Here is a 19,527-nt window from a genome sequence, read left to right as displayed (position 1 = left end):
CGCGTCCGCTATCGTCAGGCATCGTCATTCGCCAAATTTCTCCATATCTATCAATGCCTTGACTGCATTCCGCATCAGCGGCTATCGTCCCATTTCGTCATCACGCGGCGGCAAACTGGTAATAATTCGGCAATTCCGGCCCTTCCGGTCTTCCAAATGATCCGGCTCGGTAATAGCAGCCGAACAGTGGGGAATTCCCCTCCCCCTACCGTCAAGGCGCGATGATCCGTAACGGCAGCGGTAAGCTAGGGACTGTAGAATGAAACTCAATCCGAAAGAAATTAACTCCAAGCAATCCGGCGCCTATGCCGACGGCGGCGGCCTTTACCTACTGGTCCGGGAGAGCGGCGACCGCATCTGGCAGTTCCGGTTTACCGATTTGACCGGCAAGCGGGCGGCGATGGAGTTCGCCAAGGTCGTCGATCGGCCCAGCGGCAGGCCGGGCGAAATGTCATTGAGTGAGGCCCGGGATGCGGCCCGCGAATATCGCGTCGCGCTGAAGCGGGACGGCGCCGATCCGCGCACCAAAAAGCGCTTGGCGCAAACCGGCGGCAAAACCTTCAAGGAATATGCCGAGGAAAAATACCCGGGCTGGTGCGTCGGCAAGCACAAGGATGAGGAACTGGCTTGGCAACGATCGATCCGCGATGTGCCCTCGCTGCACGCGCTCACACTGCACGCGATCGATACCCCGCACGTCATCGAGGCGCTCAAGCCGATCTGGTGGGAAAAGCCGATCAGCGCCGATCGGACGCGGCAGCGGATTGAGAAGCTGCTCGATGCCGCGAAAGTGGAAAAATTGCGCACGGGCGAAAACCCTGCGGCATGGCGCGGCAACCTCAAACTAGTTTTGCCGTCGGCGCGCAAGCTCAACAAGAAAAAGCCGCACGCCTCGGTGCCCTACGCCAAGGCGCCCGCGCTCATGACTGCGCTGCGCTACGAGACCGGCACCGTCGGGCGATGCGTCGAGGTCGGCATCCTGACCGTCACCCGCAGCCAGGAAATCCGCTTGATGGAATGGACCGAACTCGACTTCAAGAAAAAGACATGGCTGATCCCGGCGGAGAAAATGAAGGTCAAGGGCGAAGGCGAGCCGAAGCCGCATCTGGTGCCGCTCTCCGAGCAGGCCCTCGCCATCATCCAATCGATGCCACGCACGGGCCGCTACGTTTTTCCGTCGGACCACTACCATGCCGGCGAGCACCAGCCGTTCTTCCCAAACGCGCTGCTCTATTGCATCAAGCGCTGCGGCTTTGCCGCCACCATGCATGGCATGCGCTCGACCTTCCGCAATTGGGGTGCCGATAGCCGGGAGCACAATTTCCGGCGCGAGGTTCTGGAATTTTGCCTCTCGCATCGCGTCGGCGACGAGGCCGAGCTGTCCTATTGGGATAGCGACATGATCGATCGGCGGCGCGATGCATTGCAGGCATGGGCCGACTATGTGAAGCCGATCCGCAAGCCGAAAGCGGACCAGCCGAAAAAGAGCAAACCCAAACTCCGGCTTGTCGCATGATCGCTTGCCCAGCCGAGCGAAAGGAGAGCGGGCCGCCCCATCCGGGCGGCTTTGCATTTACCCGGGCTGTAGATGGTCAGCGATCCGCGTGCCGATGCCGCCCGGCCAATCATGCCACTCATGCGCTCAGCGCGCCCAATACCGATTAGGGCCGCGCGCTCAGGCTCGACGGTGTCATAGGACGAAAAAAGAACCCGCTCTCCGGGATGGAGAGCGGGTCAAGTTTCGACGGGAAGCCCCCGACTGACCGCGTTGTGCGGGCCGAGGATGCGTATGTGTTCCCCGCCGGTCGCGAATTTCTAACCGTTGGTTGCATGTCCGCGCGAATACCTAAAGCACAATCCTGAACGGGATCAGTGCAAAAGGTTCCGCATGTGGAAAGCTTATCCGGCATAGGGCTATGCGCGCGGACCGTGTGGCCCCCGACCAGCTTTATTATTAGGGATGCAAAGCACGAACCGGGAATAACCGGCACGGCGCAGCAGCAGGGATCAACCCCGCGCGCGCCCAATAAAAATGCGTATGTGAAAGGACATAACCCCATGCGGCGGTGCGGGGATTGTCAGCTTTGCTGCACACTGTTGCCAGCTGGCTCATTGAGCAAAAGTGCGGGCGCGCTCTGCAAATTCACAAAATTCAAAAAGGGATCGCACGCCCATCACGACCCAGCTTTGCGCCGCTGGCTTTACCGTCGCGCCAAGAACGGGATCGCCGCCTTAATCCGCTTCAATGAGCGAGACGCCATCACGGTGTTCGCAACGCCCTTCGATCCAGCCCGCCAATGGGACGAGATCGACAGCGGCCTCTCGCTCAATCGCACTCATTCCTTTGAGGAAGTCGTTACGGCGCTCGGTGGTCGAGCGGCGGCGACCATCAGCGAGCCGGAGAAAGGCGAACATGGCAAAGCAATCAACACCACCCCCCACCGATCGGTTTCGGATCATCTGCGAGGCCGAGGCCGCCGATATGGGCCCGATCATCGCCCAACTCTCGCGCATGGGCCTAACGAACATCGGCTTTGAACTGATCACCGATGTTCCGACCTTCAATCGGAATGCACCGCGCGCGGTCAATGCCGAGGCATTCGCCCTGGCGTGGCTCGAAGCTAATCCGACATTCGCGCTGACCGATCTGGTGGCGCACTTCAAGGCGGATAACCGCACCCCATCATCGGCCTATTATGCGGTGAAGAAGCTTGCCGACGCCGGCAACGTGCGCAAGCTGGACGGCGGCAATTATCAGCGCGCCGATGTCGCCGCGATCGAGCCGCCCCCGGCCAAAGCGGCCGAGCCGAAATATGAGCGCACGCACCGCGAGGAGATCGAGCGGTTCATCGCCGGGCGCAAAACCTTCACCACCGCGCAGTTGCGCGAGCTATTCCGCGAGCAAGGGCGCAACGAGGTATCGGTCAGCCCGATCCTCGACAAGTTGATCCACACAAAGATCATCAAGCGATCGGGCGCCGCCGGATCGGGCGAATACGAGGTGGTGAAAAAGCTGGCGGCGAAAAAGCCGGCGACAAAACTCAATGGCGAATCGCAAGGAGAAATGACCAATGCCCAATAGGATCGGCCACAACTCGGGGACGCTATGGCTGACCCGATCTTATAATTTCATCGATAAGGACCCGGAGATCGATCGCTTCCGGACGCTCTATCAAAGAGATCGGATCAAGGAGGCGGATCTCGCTGTGCTTGCCGGCCTCTCCGGATCGACGGTCAGCAATATGTTTGGCGGCAAGACGCGGCGGCCGCAGCACGCCACGTTCGCCAAGATGGCCGGCGCGCTCGGCTACAAATACGATTTGGTCCGCGATGACCGACCAGACTACGCGAGCGAAATCCCGAAGGCGCGCTAGGAACGAAAGGCTTACCGGGCCTTGCTCGCGAAAAAGAAGGAGCGCGCCGCTAAACGCAACGCCTATGCAAACGGCCACGGCAAATTCGACGGAAGGAGCAAGTAACCAATGGGACGGGGTAGAACTACCAAGCCGAAAGTGCGCAGCGCCGGCAGTGCCGATCGCTCGCTCGGCATCATGATCCGCACGCGCCGCAAGGAGATCGGAATCAGCCAGAGCGAGCTAGGCGACCGGCTCGGGGTCAGCTTCCAGCAAATCCAGAAATACGAGAAAGGCGTCAACCGGGTCAGCGTGGCGCGGCTCAGTGAAATCGCTACCGCGCTCGATTGCGACATCTCGCTCTTTACCGGCGCGGCGAAAGGCGACGCGAAACTCACGCCCCACATGGAATTCGCTGCATCGAAAGACGGCCACGATATCATCACGGCCATGATGCGGGTCGGCAATCCGGAATTGCGGCGCAGCGTCATCGCGCTTGCCCGCACTCTCGCAGAGGCATTCCCCGACTAACGAAATGATCGACAGCCCCCGGCCAGCGCGAAAGCACTGGCTGGCGGGCTGCCGGGCGACGGAAGATGGGTGGGAACGAAAATGAACGATATCGGCGGCAATCGCACCAGATACCTGCCGCAGCACCGGCCAAGACGCATCTGCATCGCGGATGCGATTTTGGAGGTGCAGGTATATGGACAAAACGAAGCTCAATCAGACGATCTGGTCGATGCCCATGGTCGACCGGATCAAGCGGCTTCCGATCTCGGAGACGGGCTTTCCGGTCCCGTGGTTCGTCGCATGGATTGACGGCAAGCCGGATTTTCGCGTCATCGGCCCTGACAAGCTGGTGCAGGCGGTCAAGCGCTCTCTCTGTTGGGTTTGCGGCCAGCCGCTCGGCCAATACAAGGCGTTCCCGATCGGCTCCATGTGCGCGATCAATCGCACGATCGCCGAGCCGCCATCGCATCTCGAATGCGCCGAATACTCGGTGCGCGCCTGCCCCTTCCTTTCCAACCCGCGCATGCGGCGGAACGAAAAGAACATGCCGGTGGGCCACCGAGAGCCGTGCGGGATGATGATCAAGCGCAATCCTGGCGCCATCTGCATTTGGGTGACGAAGGAATTCCGCGCGATGCGCGATGGAAACGGCGCCCTCTTCCGTCTCGGCGATCCCACGTCGGTGACGTGGTGGGCCGAAGGCCGCCGCGCTACCCGCGCCGAAGTCGACCACTCGATCGGGGCCGGCCTGCCGCTGTTTCGCGCCGAGGCGGAAAAGGACGGGCCTGAGGCGCTCGCCATGCTGGACCGATACATTGCCCGCGCTCAACCGCTGTTGCCGCCATGATCGAAACCGACGACGCCATTGCCCGCTCCGCTCGGATCATCGATCAGCATGCGTTCCGGCAAGAGAACCCCAGCGTCGCGCTCGCAAGGCGGCAGCAAATCGCGATCCGCAAAGCCCGCGACGTGCTTTCCGATGCGACTGCCGAGCGGGACGATCTGGTCAGTTCGCTTGCGCTTGCGCACGAGCAAGTCATTACGCTGCTCGGCCTGCTGGTGCGCAAAGACAATTCCTTCGTTCCATCGGAGACAGAGCTATGGCCCGAAATCGTCCGCCGAAACGAAATCCTGCGTCGCTACGGGATCGAGCCGAAATGATCGGCGGGGAAATGCGAGAGAGGCTCCGGCAATCGGACGCGCTCGTTCAGCAAATGCGGCCGATCCTCGCGGGGCAGAACCCGCCCGCCATCACTCTTCTTGGTCGTCGATTTCGGCAGTGAGGCCAGCCGGCCGGTCGACGGTCCTGAGCAGCTGGACCGAGCGAGCCTCTCCGTCGATTTCCTTGATGGCCAATTCAACCCAGAGCAAGGACCGCTTTTCGAGCGCTTCGAAAAGCTTGTGCCTGCTCTCTCCGGCGAACAGGTCGTCCTTGAACTTCATCCTGTGCTGAGCCTGCGTCGAAGGGTCGAGCAGCACGATCTGAAGATCCAGTGGGTCGGTCGTGTTGATGGCGACGACCTTCACCTCCTGCTGGATGCCCTTTGTTGGGCCCTCTTCCGGGCCGGCGTTCGCAGAAGTTCAGCTTCCGTGCTCGTGACCTCAACATGATTGATGATGGTCTTCGGATTGCTCGCTGCAGCCCTCAAGAGCGCGTCGTTGGTCTGACTAACCACCTCCAGTGCGCGCTTGCCGACTTCGCCTTGATTTTCGAGAATCTCCAAAACGCGGTTGAGTGTTTTTCTTTCCTCTTCAGTGGCGAAGTGGATGGCATCGAGAGAGGCAAGATGCTCCTTGCTCTTTAGCTCCTCGATTTTGATTTCCTTGGTTTGATCCAGCCACGCCTTGAACGCCCAAGGTGACGCTATGAGCGTACCGAGGCACACGGTCACTATGGCAATTTGTTTGCCCGTCATCTTGCCGACCATCCGCTTGAGTAGCGACTCCAATGGCTTCTTCAGCTCCGTCACATAGTTTGAGCTGCCACCCGTGACGACGACGTTTAGAAGCAACTCGTCTCGCTCGGCATCATTGAGCTGTGCGACGTCCGCAAATCCGGTTTTGGCGACTGCTGCCAGTTGATAGATCTGCTTTTGAAGGACAAGAAATGCTTCCATAAACGGCGGCGTGATCGCCGATTGGATATCCGGCTGCGGCAGATAAATGCGAACGGCGGCCCAGTCCCAATCACTAAGGTCCACTTTTTCGAAGATCTCTTCGGACCTGACCGGGAGCGCGAGCAGCTTTTCGATCCGCGCTAGCGCAGCGGTCGGCTGCGTGTCCTCCACTTCCGGCATTCCTGAATCCCCCCGGCGCATGCGAGCGCCCCAAATCACCTCAATATTGTAAGCGCTGCTCATCGCCGTTGACAACTTTGGCGAGCAACAGCAGCGGTAAGTTGCTACCCCGAGATGTCCCCCGTTTGAATTGTGCCCGCGGCTCGGAAACGAGCGTCATTCCGGACCAGCCGAGCCTCCATCATCACTTCGCGGATTTCGGCGGCTGGTACGTCGGGAACTTCGAGTTCCGGCACGTCGGCGGACGAGAGTTTTTCTTCAGCTAGATCGAGAAGTAGCGCTGGATCGCCCCGAGTCTCTACGTCCAGCGTATCGATTCGGTTAAGTTCTCATCCCTTGCTGCCGCTAGGCAATTATCCAAGACCAAGACGATCTGCTAGTAAAACACCGGGCGTCGACGGCTTTGCAACCAAGGCGCGCGCGATATAATCGTCGGGAACCTTAGGAGGCAAGCTGAGAGATGGACGCTAGTGTAAGGGACCCGATCCCTCCGAAGATCAGATCAGGCGCGTTGGCCGGCGATCATTTGGAAGGACTCGAAAGATTTGAAGCCGGGCTCTGGAAGATCGCTGACAATCTGCGGGCCAACTCCAATCTGGCGTCAAACGAGTATTTCATGCCCATCATGGGGCTGATCTTCCTACGCCACGCGACGAACCGGTTCTATCAAGCGAAGGCCTCGATCGAGGCCGACAAGGCCTCCGGCAAGATGCCGGAGCGGCCGCTGGTCGACGCCGACTTTACTCGCCGTCGCGCGCTGAACCTGCCAGAAAGCGCACTGTTCGACGTGATTCTGAAGACGCCGAAGGGCGGGAATCTCGGCGCGGCGCTCAATGCCGCCATGGAAGCGATCGAAGCCGCCTTCCCGCCGCTCGCCGGCCAACTACCAAAGGATTACGCGCGTTTCGATGGCGGCGTGTTGGAAGACATGATGCGCATGTTCGACTCGGAAGGCCTGCGTAAAGCCTCCGGCGACGTTTTCGGCCGCATCTACGAATACTTTCTGGCCGAGTTCTCCAAGCAGGGCGCGCACGACAATGGCGAGTTCTTCACACCGCCATCGATCGTGCAGACCATCGTCAACGTCATCGAGCCGGATCACGGGATCATTCTCGATCCAGCCTGTGGCTCGGGTGGCATGTTCGTGCAATCGAGCCACTTCATCGAAGACGAAGGCTTGGACACGATGAAACGCGTGACCTTCTACGGCCATGAGAAGAACGAGACGACCGCCAGGCTTGCGCAGATCAACCTCGCCGTTCACGGCCTCGAAGGCTCGATCCAGGCCGGAAATGAGGCCATCACCTACTACAAGGACCCGCACGAGCTTGCCGGCAAGTGTGATTTCGTGATGGCCAATCCGCCGTTTAACGTGGACGAAGTGGACGCAGACAAGATTAAGGGCGACAAGCGCTTGCCGTTTGGCCTGCCCGGCGTCAACAAGGCGAAGAAAGTCTCGAACGCGAATTATCTCTGGCTTTCCTATTTCTACAGTTACCTGAACGAGACCGGTCGCGCTGGCGTCGTGATGTCCTCGCAGGCATCGAGTGCTGGAAGCGGCGAGGCAACCGTACGGCAGAAGATGGTCGAGACCGGCGCGGTCGACGTGATGATCGATATCCGCGGTAACTTCTTCTATACCCGCACGGTGCCCTGCCAGCTCTGGTTTCTCGATCGCGCGAAAGAGAAGGACGAGGCAAGGGCCAACCATGTGCTGATGCTCGATGCGCGCAACATCTTCCGCAAAGTGTCGCGCTCAGTTTACGATTTCAGCCCGGAGCAGCAGAAGAACATCGCCGCCATCATTTGGCTCTATCGCGGTCAGCTGGACGCTTCCTCAAGCTCGTCGAATCCTATCTGGCGCAGGCGATCAAGAGCGGCCAGGCGGCAACCGAGCCGCTCGCTACTTTCGAGCAGGCGCTCGGCAAGCTTATCGCCCTGACTGCCCCCTTCGCCAACCTCAAGCGGGAGAACGATCCGCTCGCGGAGCCGTGGGCCGAACTAACCGGCACTTGCAGAACTTTGGCGGAGGATTTCGGGACTTTCGGCAAAGAGACGGCAGTGCAAGCGGCCGCTTGGCCGGCTGCTGACCGCGACAATATCGGTCTCAATGCGGCGCGCCTTGCCCTGCACCCGCTGGTGGACCGATGCCGCGACCTGACCAAGCAGATCGACCTCGTGGCGAAGCTCGCTGGTCGCGTGATCGACATCGCCGTGAAGGAGCTCGATGCGCGAGATTCAGAGGCATGGGACAACGCCGACGTGAACAGGGCACGAAGGGCGTTGGAGGCGGCGCGCTCCAATGTAGTCGAGGCGCTGCGGTTGCCGCGGTACTTCGTGCGGCAGGCCGATTGGCTTCAGGAGCGCTTTCCTGAGGCGGAGCTGCGCGACGTGGAAGGTCTGGTTAAGCTTATCGATCGGGCGACGATCCAGGCGCATGACTGGAGTCTGACGCCTGGACGCTATGTCGGGGTGGCACCCGAGGAAGAAGATGAAGACTTCGACTTCGAGGAGGTGCTACGCGCGATTCACATCGATCTCAAGGGACTGAACGAGGAGGCTGCTGAACTAGCCGCGCGAATTGCTAAGAGCTTTGAGGAGCTGGGAGCGTGAGCTGGCAAAACTGCACCCTCGGCGATGTCGTTAAGCTTCAGCGTGGACATGACCTGCCAGAGCGACTTCGTGTCGACGGGCCAATTCCCATAGTTTCGTCCTCCGGCATAACCGGGCGGCACAACGTCGCAAAGGCAGAACCACCCGGCGTTGTGACGGGTCGATACGGAACAATTGGCGAAGTTTTCTTCTTGGAAGAGCCCTATTGGCCACTGAACACAGCTTTGTATGTCGTTGATTTCAAGGGCAACAATCCACGCTTCGCGGCCTATCTCTTAAGAAACACGCTGAAAAATTATCAGTCAGAGAAGGCGGCCGTGCCTGGCGTTGACCGAAACGTGCTGCACTTGCTGAAAGTGCGGGCGCCTGACCGGCAACTTCAGGAGAGGATCGTATCAGTCCTCTCTGCTTATGACGACCTTATCGAGAATAACCGCAGGCGAATTGCACTGTTGGAAGAAGTCGGGAGGATGCTCTACCGCGAATGGTTCGTCCGTTTCCGCTTCCCTGGCCACGAACACGTCAAGATCATCGACGGCCTCCCTGAGGGATGGGAGCGCCGGCCATTTGGACAGATTGCCGTCCTCAACTACGGAAAAGCGCTCAAGGAAGAGAACCGGCTGGAAGGGACGTTTCCGGTATACGGCTCCAGTGGCGTTGTCGGCTCACACCAAGTTGCGCTTGTCGAGGGACCGACTATCGTTATCGGTAGAAAAGGAAATGTCGGCAGCATCTATTGGGCCCCGACTAACTTCTGGCCGATCGATACTGTCTATTTCATTTCAAAGGGACAGGCTGATTTCTGGCTTTACCTTGCACTTCCGTCAGCCGGATTTCAGAATACGGACGCCGGGGTTCCGGGCCTTAACCGGGAGTTCGCTTATAGCCGCGAGCTGATCTGTCCTACCCCACGCTTGCGTCAATTGTTTAATGAAGCCGTTGAGCCGATGTTCGTCCAACGAACGACCCTAGAAAACTATAACTCGAAACTCGCCCAGGCGCGCGACCTGCTTCTCCCGCGGCTCATGAATGGCGAGATCACAGTATGAAAGCCGGGGATCGCTGATAATGGCGCTCACTCCCATCAACAGCGAGGACCGGCTTGTGCAAGCGACATTTGCCGAGCACCTCGGCGACACGCTCGGCTGGGAGAGCGTCTATGCCTGGAACGACGAGACCTTTGGGCCGGGCGGCACGCTCGGACGCAAAGATGCCACCGAAGCGGTGCTGACCCGCGACCTCCGTGTCGCATTGGAGCGTCTCAATCCAGATCTGCCGCCCCCAGCCATCGACGAGACCATGCGGGCGCTGACCGTCCACGATTTCAGCCGATCGATGGTGCAGCATAACCACGACTTCTATCGTCTGATCCGCAAGGGCGTGCCGGTCTCGTATCGTGACACCGCGGGTCACCTCTGCAACGCCCGCGCTCGGGTGATTGACTTCGACAACAAGCCCGGCTCGAACCGGTTCCTCGCCGTGCGCGAACTCAAACTCACCGGCCTGCGCACGCCGAACTACAACCGGCGCGCCGATCTCGTTTGCTTCGTGAACGGCCTGCCGCTGGTCTTCATCGAGCTAAAAGCGGTGTACAAGAACATCCGTGCGGGATTCGACGGAAATCTCTCCGACTACATGGATGAGAACGTCATCGCGCACGCCTTCCATCACAACGCCTTCCTGATCGTCAGCAACGGCGACCGAGCCCGTTATGGCTCGATCACCAGCGAATGGGAGCACTTCTACGAGTGGAAGCGCCTCGACGAGGCCGACAAAGGCAAGGTCGAGGCCGAGGTGCTGCTTGATGGCATGCTGGCGCATGACCGGCTGCTCGACATCATCGAGAACTATGTCCTTTTTGATGAGAGCAAGCCGGGCGCGACGCGCAAGATAGTGGCGCGCAACCACCAGGTTCTCGGCGTCAACCTTGCGGTGTCATCAGTCGAGAGGCAGGAGGCATTGAAGCGCGAATTCCCGACTGAGAAACGGCTGCGGCATCGCGTCATCGAACTGCCCCTGGAGAAGCGACCGGCCAGAGATCCGCGGCGCCTACCGGCGCCGGTCGGGATGGAGGAAGCCCCTCAGTCGCCTTTCATCCCCGAAGGGCCGGTGAGCATCATCGAGCGCGCGCATCCCGATCTCGGACGTCTCGGCGTGTTCTGGCACACGCAGGGCAGCGGTAAGTCCTATTCGATGGCCTTCTTCGCCGAGAAGGTGCGGCGGAAAGTGGAAGGCAATTTTACGTTCCTGCTGATGACCGACCGGCACGACCTCGACGACCAGATCTACAAGACGTTCGCCGGCAGCGGCATCACCGGCAAGGAGACGCCGCGGGCCGCAACGGGAGAGGACCTCGAACGCCTCTTGAAGGAAAACCATCCATATATTTTCAGCCTGATTCACAAGTTCAACAGAGACGTCGATCCCAAACACCCCTACAGCGAGCGCGACGACATCATTGTGATTTCCGACGAGGCGCACCGCACGCAATCAGGGCGTCTGGCGCGCAACATGCGGCTCGCATTGCCAAATGCTGCGTTCATCGGCTTCACCGGGACGCCGCTATTCAAGCAGGATGAAATCACCAAGCGCATCTTCGGCGACTATGTCTCGCGGTATGATTTCAAGCGCTCGGAGGAGGACGGTGCAACCGTCAAGCTCGTTTATGAAAACCGGGGCGAGAAGCTCGGCGTGGCGCGTCTCGATCTCAACAGCCGCATCGCCGAGAAGATCGAGGAGGCCGAACTCGATGCCGACCAGGCGGCTCTGCTTGATAAGCTCCTCGGCAAGGATTACGAGATCATCACCGCCGACGAGCGCCTCGACAAGATCGCTGCGGATTTCGTCGAGCACTGCACGACCCGATGGGAGTCAGGAAAATCGATGCACGTCTGCATCGACAAGGTCACCTGCGCCCGCATGCACCAGCGCATCATCCCGCTTTGGGAGGCGAAGGCGGCACAGGTGCGGCTTGCCGGCGACGCAAAGCAGGCGAAGGCGGCGGAAACTGCCGACGAAGCAGCGCGCGCCGTACTGCTCGAAGACGCAGCGAAACTGAAGCGCCAGGCGGACTGGATTACTGAGACCATCATCGAGATCATCATCAGCGAGGCGCAGAACGAGGTCGCCGAGTTCAAGAAATGGGACTTCGACATCATTCCTCATCGAGCCCTGATGAAACAGGGCTTCGAGACGAACGATAGCAGGCGCGTCGATGTCGAAACCGCCTTCAAGACGCCGGAGCATCCGTTCCGCGTCGCGGTTGTGTGTGCCATGTGGCTGACGGGCTTCGACGTGGAGTCCCTCTCGACCCTCTATATCGACAAGCCGATGAAGGCGCACACCCTGATGCAGGCGATCGCACGCGCGAACCGGGTCTATCCTGGCAAGGATTTCGGCCTGATCGTCGATTACAACGGGATGCTGGCAAGCCTTCGCGCCGCATTGGCGCAGTACGCACTGGGTGAGGACGGCGCAAGCGGCGAAGACATCGTCGCGCCGATCGAAGAGCGGGTGCAGGCCCTTATCGAGGCCATCGGAGCGACCGAGGCGCATCTGCGGAACCTCGACTTCGATCCAGGCTGGCTCATCGGGGCGACGGGGTTTGCGCGAATCCGAGGATTTGCCGACGCGGTGAATGCCGTCTATTCAAGCGACGATACCAAGCGGCGGTTCGAAATACTGGCGCGGCAAGTGTTCATCCGCTTTAAAGCTCTGCTCATGGAGCCGACGGCGTTCGCCTACGCCGAGCGGCACGACAATATCGAGGCGATTTACAAGAAGCTGACCGAACGCCGTGACACCGCGGATGTGACCGACCTGCTCAAAGAACTGCACCGGATCATAAACGAGGCGATCCAGACACAGGCCCCGGGAGAGGACCAGGCCGAAGGGCTGACGTTCGATCTCAGCCAGATCAATCTGGAAAAACTGCGTGAGGAATTTGCGAAGAAGGTCAGTCGCAAGGCGACAACCATTCAGGACATCCGGGACATCGTCGAGCAGAAGCTCGCTGCCATGCTGGCCAGCAACCCAACACGGATGGATTACCAGCGCAAATACGAGGATATCGTCGCCGACTACAACCGTGAGAAAGATCGCACGACAATCGAGGAGACCTTCCGCCGGCTGGTCGAACTAGTGAACAGTCTCGACGAGGAGCAAATGCGCGCAACCAGGGAGGGGCTGCGCGAGGATGAGTTGGCCTTGTTCGATCTGCTTCAGAAGGAGGGCCTCGACAGGACGTCCCGCGAGCGGGTGAAGCAGGCCAGCCGCGAGTTGCTTGCCTCGATCAAGGCCCGGCTGGCGGAACTCGATCGCTTCTGGGAGAAAGAGCAGACCAAGGCCGAAGTCGAGGTTTTCATTCTTGATACAATCTTCGCGCAGCTGCCTAGCCCTCCCTTCACAGCCGGAGAGAAGGAGGTCATTGCCGCAACCGTCTACGGGCATATATTTCAGCAGGCCCTAAATGGGCAATTTGCGAGGGCCGCCTGACTGCTAGGTTATCCCCATTACCCGCTTCCAGATTGGCCGGGCCGCAGGTCTGAAGCTCAGCTTGTGACTTGGCTGCGTCCACGCCCTCAGGAGCGGTTGAGGGCGCGCCGCCATCCAACTCGGTAAAATTGAAACTGTTCTGCAAGCCTCGAGTACCGCTTTGTCTGCCAGAAATGTGGGAAGCGAGGCGCGGACATCCCGCGGGATTCTCGGCCGCCTAAGATGGACCAACTAGCCATTCGGTCCGAAAGTTCGGGGCCTGTTCCAGATCAAACAGCGGGCATAACTCGGTTGCTCGCGCGGCGAGGTTGACCTCGATGGTATAGTTGAGCGGTGTAGTTGATTCGAGCCGCGAACCATGTCGACCATCCCGCAGCGCAAGTTGCCCTTACAAGCCGCCCGCCCCGCCTATCGCACGTTGCAAGGCTGGGCGCTCGGCACGTTGATCGAGCAAGAGGTGGTGCGGGCGTGCCAGCGCCATGGCTATAGCGTCGATCGCGCCGATCCCGACGCCTGGAACCGAGCGCGCGGGGAAGCTTGGAGGACCCCCTTCCCTGGCGCCACCCCGGAGGCCTGCCTGGCCGCGCTGGAGGAAGCGATGTGCGGCATCGGCGATACCTGCCCTGAATGCGGCTAAACGCCGGGTTTGACTCCACTTTCCCCGGCCTCCGCCTATATTGACCCTAATCAGGTGGAGTTTTGCGTTCATGGCCCCGCGCGCGAATTGGAAGGGGTTTTTGAGGCTGTCGCTGGTGACGTGTCCGATCGCGCTATTTCCCGCGACCTCGGAATCCGAAAAGATCAGCTTCAACCAGATCAACAAGAAGACCGGGCACCGAATTCGTTACTTCAAGGTCGATGCCGAGACCGGCGATGAAGTCTTAAACGAGGACATCGTCAAGGGCTACCCGGTCGATAAGGACCGCTATCTCGAGGTCACCAAGGACGAGATTGAGAACATCGCCCTGGAATCCACCCGCACCATCGAGATCGACGAGTTCGTACCGCGCAGCGAGATCGACGACCTGTACCTCGTCCGTCCCTATTACATCGTCCCTGACGGCAAGGTCGGTCATGACGCCTTTGCCGTGATCCGCGAGACCATCCGCTCGCTGGACAAGGTCGCGCTTGCCCGTGTGGTGTTGACCAACCGCGAGCACGTCATTGCGCTGCAAGCCCGCGACAAGGGTCTCGTCGGTATGCTGCTGCGCTATCCCTATGAGGTGCGCGACGCGGCGGAATATTTTGATGACATCCAGGACGTCAAGGTCACCAAGGACATGCTCGACCTTGCCAAGCACATCGTCGAGCAGAAGAGCGGCCATTTCGAGCCGGAGAAATTCGAGGACCATTATGAAGCGGCGCTTGCTGAGCTGCTCGCCAAAAAGCAGAAGGGCCTGCCGATCGCCGAGGTGAAAAGCGCCGCGCCCGGTAATGTCGTCAATCTGATGGACGCGCTACGCCAAAGCCTCGCCTCCGAGAAGAGCGCGGCGGCGGCACGGCCTGCCAAGGCGCCAGCAAAGAAGGCGGCGAAAAAGCGAAAGACCGGCTAGCATGCCCGCGCGCGATCGTGGCGGGCGCAGGCCCCCACTGTTTCATCCCGCAAAACCATCCCTTGTCCATTCGAATTTGTAAATCGGACGCAAAACAAAGCCCCAGTCAGGAGGGACAAACTGGGACCTAGTCGGACTCCACGCACGCGAAGACGGATCATAGAACCCGCTGCGGATGCGCTCGTTCCTAAAAGGCGTGCGGCCAGCGAGGCGTCATCCTACGCGCCGGTAGCGAGGGGACCATGATGGCGATCCGCCCGCCGAAAAAGACCACCAACTGAGGCGGCATTACTCGTTCGGCTCCTCCGGGAACGGTTCGTGAGTCTTGCGGCCCAGGAAGGTGTCCGGCATGGGCTGATCCAGGACTTTGCGCGCACGCTCCGTGAGCTGCCGTATTTGCTCCCGGCGGGTCTTGTTCTCCTCATTCAGGTTCGTGGGGCGGTACACGTGGCGATCGTCCGGCATCTGGTGGTCTCCAGCATGCAGGCTTAACGAAGGCGGCCAAACTTGGTTCTTAGATGGTAGCCATAAAAGGGCGGCCCCAGCTGGGGTCGACAACTGAGGCCGTTGGCTGCGCTCCGGTTTCGGGGGGCGTTGGGGGACGCCGGAGCAAGGAAGAAATTCGCTAGATTGCCACTTGTTCCTGACTCGTAAACGCCGCGGGAAAACTTATCTTCGCACCATGCGTATGGCATACGAGCTCTGCCTGGCGACCGCCGGCAAGCAGGTCTCGGACGGGCCGGACTGGATTCGTGAGGTGAAACACGATGCTACCGGATGCTGGTCATCCGGGAGGACAAGAGTGTGCGCCTGCTCTCGCGCAACGGCCTCTTATTTGCGCGACCTGCCCAACATTTGCGCGGTACACGAGGCGTCATGATGGCGTTCTGATAACTGCGGGTCCTTGGTGCGACACCTAGGTTTTCCCTAGCCTCGAACCAACCATCCGCGAGCCCCCGTCTTCCTAACGCTGGCGGGGGCTTCGCTTGGCACGAACCCAGGCAATATTCGATGCCTCTCTTTTCCTTCAAGCTCATCGATTCCCAGTTGGTCTCGGATTTCGGCGTGCATGACCTGCCGGGCGAGGCGGAGGCGCGGACAGAAGCTATCAAGCTCGCTCGATCGCTGCGCGAAACGAGACCGCAACTGATCAGCAAAAAGTATGCAATCTTCGTTATCGACGAGGAGGGTGCCGCCGTTTGCAGCGTCCCGCTGGATGTACCGGAATCCTGACTGAAACGGCCACCCCGCACCGCGATCGGCCATACCGCGGCGGCAGGCAAAAGTTCTGGATCAAGGGTCAAGAACCGCAGCCACCCCGCGATGGAGCGCGAGCTTTGACGCGCTGTCCTGCTGGGGGAGGAAAACTCGAAACAGGAGGAACAAACAGGGCGCGCACGAGTCGTTAATCGGTCAGCCGACGTCCTCTTAGTGTGCAGGACCCATGCGTTACGTGGCATATGCAGTCGATCTGTGGGGCGTCACCCATGCGACCTATGAGCTGGAGTGCGGCTGCGACGATGATGCTAAGCTTCGAGCTGTGAAATTCCTCGAAGCGCACCCGATGGTAGAAGTCTGGAGTGGCCCTCGACGGGTCGCACGGTTTACGGCCGATACCGCAGGCGGGGCCACGGCTACGGCAGAAGCCAGCCAGCGCCGAAGAGCGGGTTAGGAGTTTGCTTCAAGCAACTCAGCAAAAATCAGCAGCAGCAGTCGTCAGCCAAAAGTACAATTCAATTCTTGGGAACCGGAACCCCGCATCGCGCGTAATTCCGCATTGCACCGAGAAGGCCGCTCGGGGGAAGCGAATGAACGAGTTGCCTGTAGTCCTCATTGCCGAAGACGAAGAGGAGTTGCAGCACATCCTTCAAGAAGTCTTGAGGGATGCAGGCTTTGACTTCACTTCGGCTGCTTCCGGTGAACAGGCAATAACCCTGCTGAAAAGTGGCGTGGTCAACTACAGAGCACTGGTGATCGATATTAAACTCGATGGCCACATCGGGGGGTGGGAAGTCGCGCGACAGGCCAGACTGATCGATCCGGCCTTCCCTGTCGTATACATGAGCGGTGGTCATGGTGGCGAATGGGCCGTGCAAGGCGTGCCCAATAGCGTCCTGCTGCACAAGCCGTTCGCGCCCGCGCAGCTTATCACTGCCATTTCGCAACTCTTGAACGTCGGCAGCTCTATGCTCGGCCCGCCCCAACCATTGCCTTAAGCCGATCGGCGAGCGATCCGGCGCCGGGGCCGGCGCGCAACACCATCGGCCCCATGCCCATCAACGCGCCGAGTAGCAGATAGGCCCACTCGACCGTCGTCCCGCTCGACGGATATTGCCAGCGCGGCTCATAGGTGGCGCGGACGATCAGCACAATCAGCGGAATTCCAAACTGGTGATAGACCAGCACGAATAGCTGCGAGAGCACGGCGGTCGCCCAGACACGCTGCATCAGCGGCGATTGCGCCAGCGCGCCCATGAACGCCTGATAGGTTGTCACAAGCGCGTCGGCGTGCGCGACCTCGATCTCCTTGACCGCGCCGAGCATCGCCTCGTAGAGCCGCGCCCTCAATTCCTCGATCGAGATTTGCTTGTTCTCGTATGCCTTGAAGGCATCGAGGAACTTGTCGAGCACGCCATTGATGATCGACATCCCGAATTGCGAGAAGATCGCGGTCAGCATGATCAGCCTTTCGGCGGCGGCGCGACGTTCGTGTCGACCAGCTTCACCACGTCAACGTGGCCGACATCGGGGACATAGGCTTGCGTCTGGACCACTTCGGTGCCGCGCCGCCGAATGTATTCCGAGATAAAGCCGTTGACGATCATCCAATAGAGCAGCCAATCCGGGTGGTCCTTGAAGATCGGCAGCGGCGACAAATCCGTCACGGAGAGCACCGCGAACAGCGCACCGAGCAGCACTTGCAGCCGCGACCATGCGATCGTGCCGCTATTGCGCATCCAGTTCCAGAATTTGACCTGCCCCGCCTTCAATGTCGCGATCATGGCCGTGCCTCAAGTCGGGTTGCGGTTTTGATACCAAAGCAGCCACGTCAGGATGCCGGCGGCGATGAATGCGCCGCCGATCAGCAACGCGCTCTCGATCGAGACCAGCCCGTGCGCGCGCGCCTGCACGGCCGCGATGGCGCCGCCGACGACGATGGCGCTCGTGGTGGTGTTCTGCGCGTTCGATGTCGCAGGCGGTTTCGTCCTGGCGGGCGCATCCGGGCGCGACGATGCGATGATATCGGCGTCCGGGGCCGACGGATGCAGCGGCGGGATCGGCGCCGGGACTTGCTCGATCAGCCCTTCGCGGAACAGGTCCGCCTCGCGATGGCGCCGGCCGGCGATGCCGCTCGTCCATAGACGGGCCATGCCGTCGAGCAGCGCCGGGATCGCTTTGAAATTCTTGGCCGCCATCGCGGCCTTGATCGCTCGCATCTCGCGGTAGCGGTCGCCGTCGGCAGTGTAGCCGCCGGTACCCCGATTGTAATTCAGCGAGACCAGCACGCCGAGACACGTAGGCGAAAGCAGTGCGCAATTCGGCAGCGCATGCGCGGTCGCCCCGATCCATTGCGGGATGTCGCGGTTCGTGAAAACCGCCATCGCCGCCTCCCATGGGACCGTGATGCGATTGCCCATGCGGGCTGCAAGGCCCTTCGCAGAACTGCCCTTGATGCCAGCGCACTCAACCATCGCGGCGAGCACCAGCGGATCGACGCGGTCGACCCAATCGGCCCTGATCTTCGCGACCGACTGATAGCCGAGATCATAGCCGATGCCGACGGTGACGCCGCTCGCACCGCCGGGCCATTCCGGGTGCGTGTAGTGCCGGCGATAGTATGCCTCGCTCGACACTTCCTCGCGGACGATCAGGTCGACCGCTTTTTGCGAGATGATCATGTCGTCGTCGCCGTGGTGCCGAGCGGCGGGTCGTAGATCAGCACATCCTGCGGCTGCGCGGTGATTGCCGCGATATTCGCCGCGTTCTGCTGCACATCGCTCGTCGCGAGCGGCGCGCCCGTGAAGTCGGCACCGATGACCGTCCCGTCGGGGATTGTGTTCCAATACCAATAGGGTTTCCCAATGCCTGGAGTGGTCCGCACAAGATAGGGCGCGGTGCCTTGCGCCGTGGTGACGACTTTCAACACGTCCTCGCCCGTCGAGTTTTTCACATAGCAAACAAGCCGACCCATGGTTTTCTCCGTCATTGATCGATCCTCATGACTTGCACCGAGAGGTTGGCCGGATCGATCCCGTTGCCGCTCACGGCGTCTTTGCACTCGATCGTAAAGCTATCGACTTGCGCGTCGCTCACGCGCTTGACCGGCGCGTCGCCAGTGATCAGCGCGAAATAGTTGTTGTCGGGCTGCGGCTCGATGAACAGCAACATGTATTGGCCGACGTCGAAATAGATCGCGCCCGCGATGTTGAATGCGCCATCGAGCGATGTGATGTTGCCGTCGGCGATCCCGATATTGAGTGCGGCGGCGACGACGCGCGGCGGCTTTGAGACCGGCGGATTGAGCAGCGCATCGGTATCAACCGCCTCGATCTGCGCTTGCGTCGGCTGCACCGTCGTCGAATGCCAAGCGGTGATGACGGGAATGCCGTTGCCACGATCGGCGACCTCGAAATCGGTCATGTTCTTGAGACCAGTTAGGTGCTCGATCGCGAGGACGGTAAATTGCTGATTGAATGCCATGGC

22 protein-coding genes and 1 pseudogene are annotated in these 19,527 nt (G+C 60.2%); 15 read left to right on the top strand and 8 right to left on the bottom strand.

Annotated elements, in window-relative coordinates; all coding sequences use genetic code 11:
• The first annotated feature begins 259 nt into the window (after positions 1-259).
• The 7 genes from LRP30_RS13775 (at position 260) to LRP30_RS13745 (ending at position 5,027) form a co-directional block, all read left to right on the top strand.
• Complete coding sequence (locus LRP30_RS13775) at positions 260-1,516, top strand: site-specific integrase (protein ID WP_249760679.1); 1,257 nt, start codon at positions 260-262, stop codon at positions 1,514-1,516.
• A gap of 852 nt (positions 1,517-2,368) precedes the next feature.
• Positions 2,369-3,082 (top strand): hypothetical protein, encoded by a 714-nt coding sequence (locus LRP30_RS13770; RefSeq protein WP_249760678.1) that lies wholly within the window; start codon positions 2,369-2,371, stop codon positions 3,080-3,082.
• A complete protein-coding gene (locus tag LRP30_RS13765) occupies positions 3,072-3,374 on the top strand; it encodes a helix-turn-helix domain-containing protein (protein ID WP_249760677.1) in 303 nt (100 codons plus the stop codon). Before LRP30_RS13770 ends, LRP30_RS13765 begins: the two co-directional genes overlap by 11 nt.
• Positions 3,375-3,482: 108 nt before the next feature.
• A complete protein-coding gene (locus LRP30_RS13760; RefSeq protein ID WP_249760676.1) occupies positions 3,483-3,884 on the top strand; it encodes a helix-turn-helix transcriptional regulator in 402 nt (133 codons plus the stop codon).
• Between the two features lie 81 nt (positions 3,885-3,965).
• On the top strand, positions 3,966-4,175 hold the full coding sequence (locus LRP30_RS13755; RefSeq protein WP_249760675.1) for a hypothetical protein: 210 nt from the start codon (positions 3,966-3,968) through the stop codon (positions 4,173-4,175).
• Between the two features lie 40 nt (positions 4,176-4,215).
• Positions 4,216-4,713, top strand: a complete 498-nt coding sequence (locus tag LRP30_RS13750) for a hypothetical protein (RefSeq protein ID WP_249760674.1) — start codon at positions 4,216-4,218, stop codon at positions 4,711-4,713.
• On the top strand, positions 4,710-5,027 hold the full coding sequence (locus LRP30_RS13745) for a hypothetical protein (protein ID WP_249760673.1): 318 nt from the start codon (positions 4,710-4,712) through the stop codon (positions 5,025-5,027). Before LRP30_RS13750 ends, LRP30_RS13745 begins: the two co-directional genes overlap by 4 nt.
• A gap of 90 nt (positions 5,028-5,117) precedes the next feature.
• Here the strand turns inward: LRP30_RS13745 and LRP30_RS13740 are convergent, their stop codons facing one another.
• Positions 5,118-5,393 carry a hypothetical protein gene (locus LRP30_RS13740; protein ID WP_249760672.1) on the bottom strand — a complete coding sequence of 92 codons (276 nt, stop codon included), beginning with the start codon at positions 5,391-5,393 and terminating at the stop codon, positions 5,118-5,120.
• Positions 5,390-6,163: a hypothetical protein gene (locus LRP30_RS13735; protein WP_249760671.1), complete on the bottom strand. Its 774-nt coding sequence runs from the start codon at positions 6,161-6,163 to the stop codon at positions 5,390-5,392. Before LRP30_RS13735 ends, LRP30_RS13740 begins: the two co-directional genes overlap by 4 nt.
• 460 nt (positions 6,164-6,623) lie before the next feature.
• Between LRP30_RS13735 and LRP30_RS13730 the strand changes: the two are divergent.
• From LRP30_RS13730 to LRP30_RS13705, 6 genes and pseudogenes are all read left to right on the top strand, one after another.
• Positions 6,624-7,904 (top strand): annotated as a pseudogene (locus tag LRP30_RS13730) (class I SAM-dependent DNA methyltransferase); the annotation flags it as partial.
• 65 nt (positions 7,905-7,969) lie between these two features.
• Positions 7,970-8,776: a hypothetical protein gene (locus tag LRP30_RS13725; RefSeq protein WP_249761998.1), complete on the top strand. Its 807-nt coding sequence runs from the start codon at positions 7,970-7,972 to the stop codon at positions 8,774-8,776.
• On the top strand, positions 8,773-9,825 hold the full coding sequence (locus LRP30_RS13720; RefSeq protein WP_249760670.1) for a restriction endonuclease subunit S: 1,053 nt from the start codon (positions 8,773-8,775) through the stop codon (positions 9,823-9,825). Before LRP30_RS13725 ends, LRP30_RS13720 begins: the two co-directional genes overlap by 4 nt.
• Before the next feature lie 19 nt (positions 9,826-9,844).
• On the top strand, positions 9,845-13,270 hold the full coding sequence (locus tag LRP30_RS13715; RefSeq protein ID WP_249760669.1) for a type I restriction endonuclease subunit R: 3,426 nt from the start codon (positions 9,845-9,847) through the stop codon (positions 13,268-13,270).
• A gap of 358 nt (positions 13,271-13,628) precedes the next feature.
• Positions 13,629-13,907, top strand: a complete 279-nt coding sequence (locus LRP30_RS13710) for a hypothetical protein (protein WP_249760668.1) — start codon at positions 13,629-13,631, stop codon at positions 13,905-13,907.
• Between the two features lie 70 nt (positions 13,908-13,977).
• Positions 13,978-14,823 (top strand): Ku protein, encoded by an 846-nt coding sequence (locus LRP30_RS13705; RefSeq protein WP_249760667.1) that lies wholly within the window; start codon positions 13,978-13,980, stop codon positions 14,821-14,823.
• Positions 14,824-15,111: 288 nt separating this feature from the next.
• Here LRP30_RS13705 and LRP30_RS13700 read toward each other — a convergent pair whose 3' ends face one another.
• Positions 15,112-15,288 (bottom strand): hypothetical protein, encoded by a 177-nt coding sequence (locus LRP30_RS13700; RefSeq protein ID WP_249760666.1) that lies wholly within the window; start codon positions 15,286-15,288, stop codon positions 15,112-15,114.
• Between the two features lie 546 nt (positions 15,289-15,834).
• Here LRP30_RS13700 and LRP30_RS13695 point away from each other — a divergent pair.
• Both LRP30_RS13695 and LRP30_RS13690 read left to right on the top strand, forming a co-directional pair.
• Entirely contained in the window at positions 15,835-16,056 is a 222-nt protein-coding gene (locus LRP30_RS13695; RefSeq protein ID WP_249760665.1) for a hypothetical protein, read from the top strand.
• Between the two features lie 575 nt (positions 16,057-16,631).
• Entirely contained in the window at positions 16,632-17,039 is a 408-nt protein-coding gene (locus tag LRP30_RS13690; protein ID WP_249760664.1) for a response regulator, read from the top strand.
• Here LRP30_RS13690 and LRP30_RS13685 read toward each other — a convergent pair.
• Genes LRP30_RS13685 through LRP30_RS13665 form a run of 5 tightly spaced genes read right to left on the bottom strand, consistent with a single transcriptional unit; the run spans position 17,008 to position 19,524 of the window.
• Positions 17,008-17,502, bottom strand: a complete 495-nt coding sequence (locus LRP30_RS13685; protein WP_249760663.1) for a hypothetical protein — start codon at positions 17,500-17,502, stop codon at positions 17,008-17,010. The genes LRP30_RS13690 and LRP30_RS13685 overlap by 32 nt on opposite strands.
• Before the next feature lie 2 nt (positions 17,503-17,504).
• Positions 17,505-17,825 carry a hypothetical protein gene (locus LRP30_RS13680; RefSeq protein ID WP_249760662.1) on the bottom strand — a complete coding sequence of 107 codons (321 nt, stop codon included), beginning with the start codon at positions 17,823-17,825 and terminating at the stop codon, positions 17,505-17,507.
• Positions 17,826-17,834: 9 nt separating this feature from the next.
• Entirely contained in the window at positions 17,835-18,722 is an 888-nt protein-coding gene (locus LRP30_RS13675; RefSeq protein WP_249760661.1) for a hypothetical protein, read from the bottom strand.
• The gene (locus tag LRP30_RS13670; protein ID WP_249760660.1) at positions 18,719-19,030 is read right to left on the bottom strand and encodes a hypothetical protein; all 312 of its coding nucleotides are present in this window, start codon (positions 19,028-19,030) and stop codon (positions 18,719-18,721) included. Before LRP30_RS13670 ends, LRP30_RS13675 begins: the two co-directional genes overlap by 4 nt.
• Positions 19,027-19,524 carry an XkdW family protein gene (locus LRP30_RS13665; RefSeq protein ID WP_249760659.1) on the bottom strand — a complete coding sequence of 166 codons (498 nt, stop codon included), beginning with the start codon at positions 19,522-19,524 and terminating at the stop codon, positions 19,027-19,029. The genes LRP30_RS13670 and LRP30_RS13665 overlap by 4 nt, the downstream gene beginning before the upstream one ends.
• Positions 19,525-19,527 lie beyond the last annotated feature (3 nt).

The organism is Bradyrhizobium sp. C-145 (genome assembly GCF_023375135.1).
Lineage (GTDB): Bacteria > Pseudomonadota > Alphaproteobacteria > Rhizobiales > Xanthobacteraceae > Bradyrhizobium > Bradyrhizobium zhanjiangense.
Note: the sequence above shows the minus strand (reverse complement) of the source record. Positions and strands in the feature narration are given on the sequence as shown.

Bases quoted from the DNA above. Each gene is read 5' to 3' on its own strand.
- LRP30_RS13775 (WP_249760679.1), top strand. From the start codon at position 260: ATGAAACTCAATCCGAAAGAAATTAACTCCAAGCAATCCGGCGCCTAT.
- LRP30_RS13765 (WP_249760677.1), top strand. From the start codon at position 3,072: ATGCCCAATAGGATCGGCCACAACTCGGGGACGCTATGGCTGACCCGA.
- LRP30_RS13760 (WP_249760676.1), top strand. From the start codon at position 3,483: ATGGGACGGGGTAGAACTACCAAGCCGAAAGTGCGCAGCGCCGGCAGT.
- LRP30_RS13755 (WP_249760675.1), top strand. From the start codon at position 3,966: ATGAACGATATCGGCGGCAATCGCACCAGATACCTGCCGCAGCACCGG.
- LRP30_RS13745 (WP_249760673.1), top strand. From the start codon at position 4,710: ATGATCGAAACCGACGACGCCATTGCCCGCTCCGCTCGGATCATCGAT.
- LRP30_RS13735 (WP_249760671.1), bottom strand. From the start codon at position 6,163: ATGCCGGAAGTGGAGGACACGCAGCCGACCGCTGCGCTAGCGCGGATC.
- LRP30_RS13715 (WP_249760669.1), top strand. From the start codon at position 9,845: ATGGCGCTCACTCCCATCAACAGCGAGGACCGGCTTGTGCAAGCGACA.
- LRP30_RS13710 (WP_249760668.1), top strand. From the start codon at position 13,629: ATGTCGACCATCCCGCAGCGCAAGTTGCCCTTACAAGCCGCCCGCCCC.
- LRP30_RS13705 (WP_249760667.1), top strand. From the start codon at position 13,978: ATGGCCCCGCGCGCGAATTGGAAGGGGTTTTTGAGGCTGTCGCTGGTG.
- LRP30_RS13700 (WP_249760666.1), bottom strand. From the start codon at position 15,288: ATGCCGGACGATCGCCACGTGTACCGCCCCACGAACCTGAATGAGGAG.
- LRP30_RS13695 (WP_249760665.1), top strand. From the start codon at position 15,835: ATGCCTCTCTTTTCCTTCAAGCTCATCGATTCCCAGTTGGTCTCGGAT.
- LRP30_RS13690 (WP_249760664.1), top strand. From the start codon at position 16,632: ATGAACGAGTTGCCTGTAGTCCTCATTGCCGAAGACGAAGAGGAGTTG.
- LRP30_RS13685 (WP_249760663.1), bottom strand. From the start codon at position 17,502: ATGCTGACCGCGATCTTCTCGCAATTCGGGATGTCGATCATCAATGGC.
- LRP30_RS13680 (WP_249760662.1), bottom strand. From the start codon at position 17,825: ATGATCGCGACATTGAAGGCGGGGCAGGTCAAATTCTGGAACTGGATG.
- LRP30_RS13675 (WP_249760661.1), bottom strand. From the start codon at position 18,722: ATGATCATCTCGCAAAAAGCGGTCGACCTGATCGTCCGCGAGGAAGTG.
- LRP30_RS13670 (WP_249760660.1), bottom strand. From the start codon at position 19,030: ATGACGGAGAAAACCATGGGTCGGCTTGTTTGCTATGTGAAAAACTCG.
- LRP30_RS13665 (WP_249760659.1), bottom strand. From the start codon at position 19,524: ATGGCATTCAATCAGCAATTTACCGTCCTCGCGATCGAGCACCTAACT.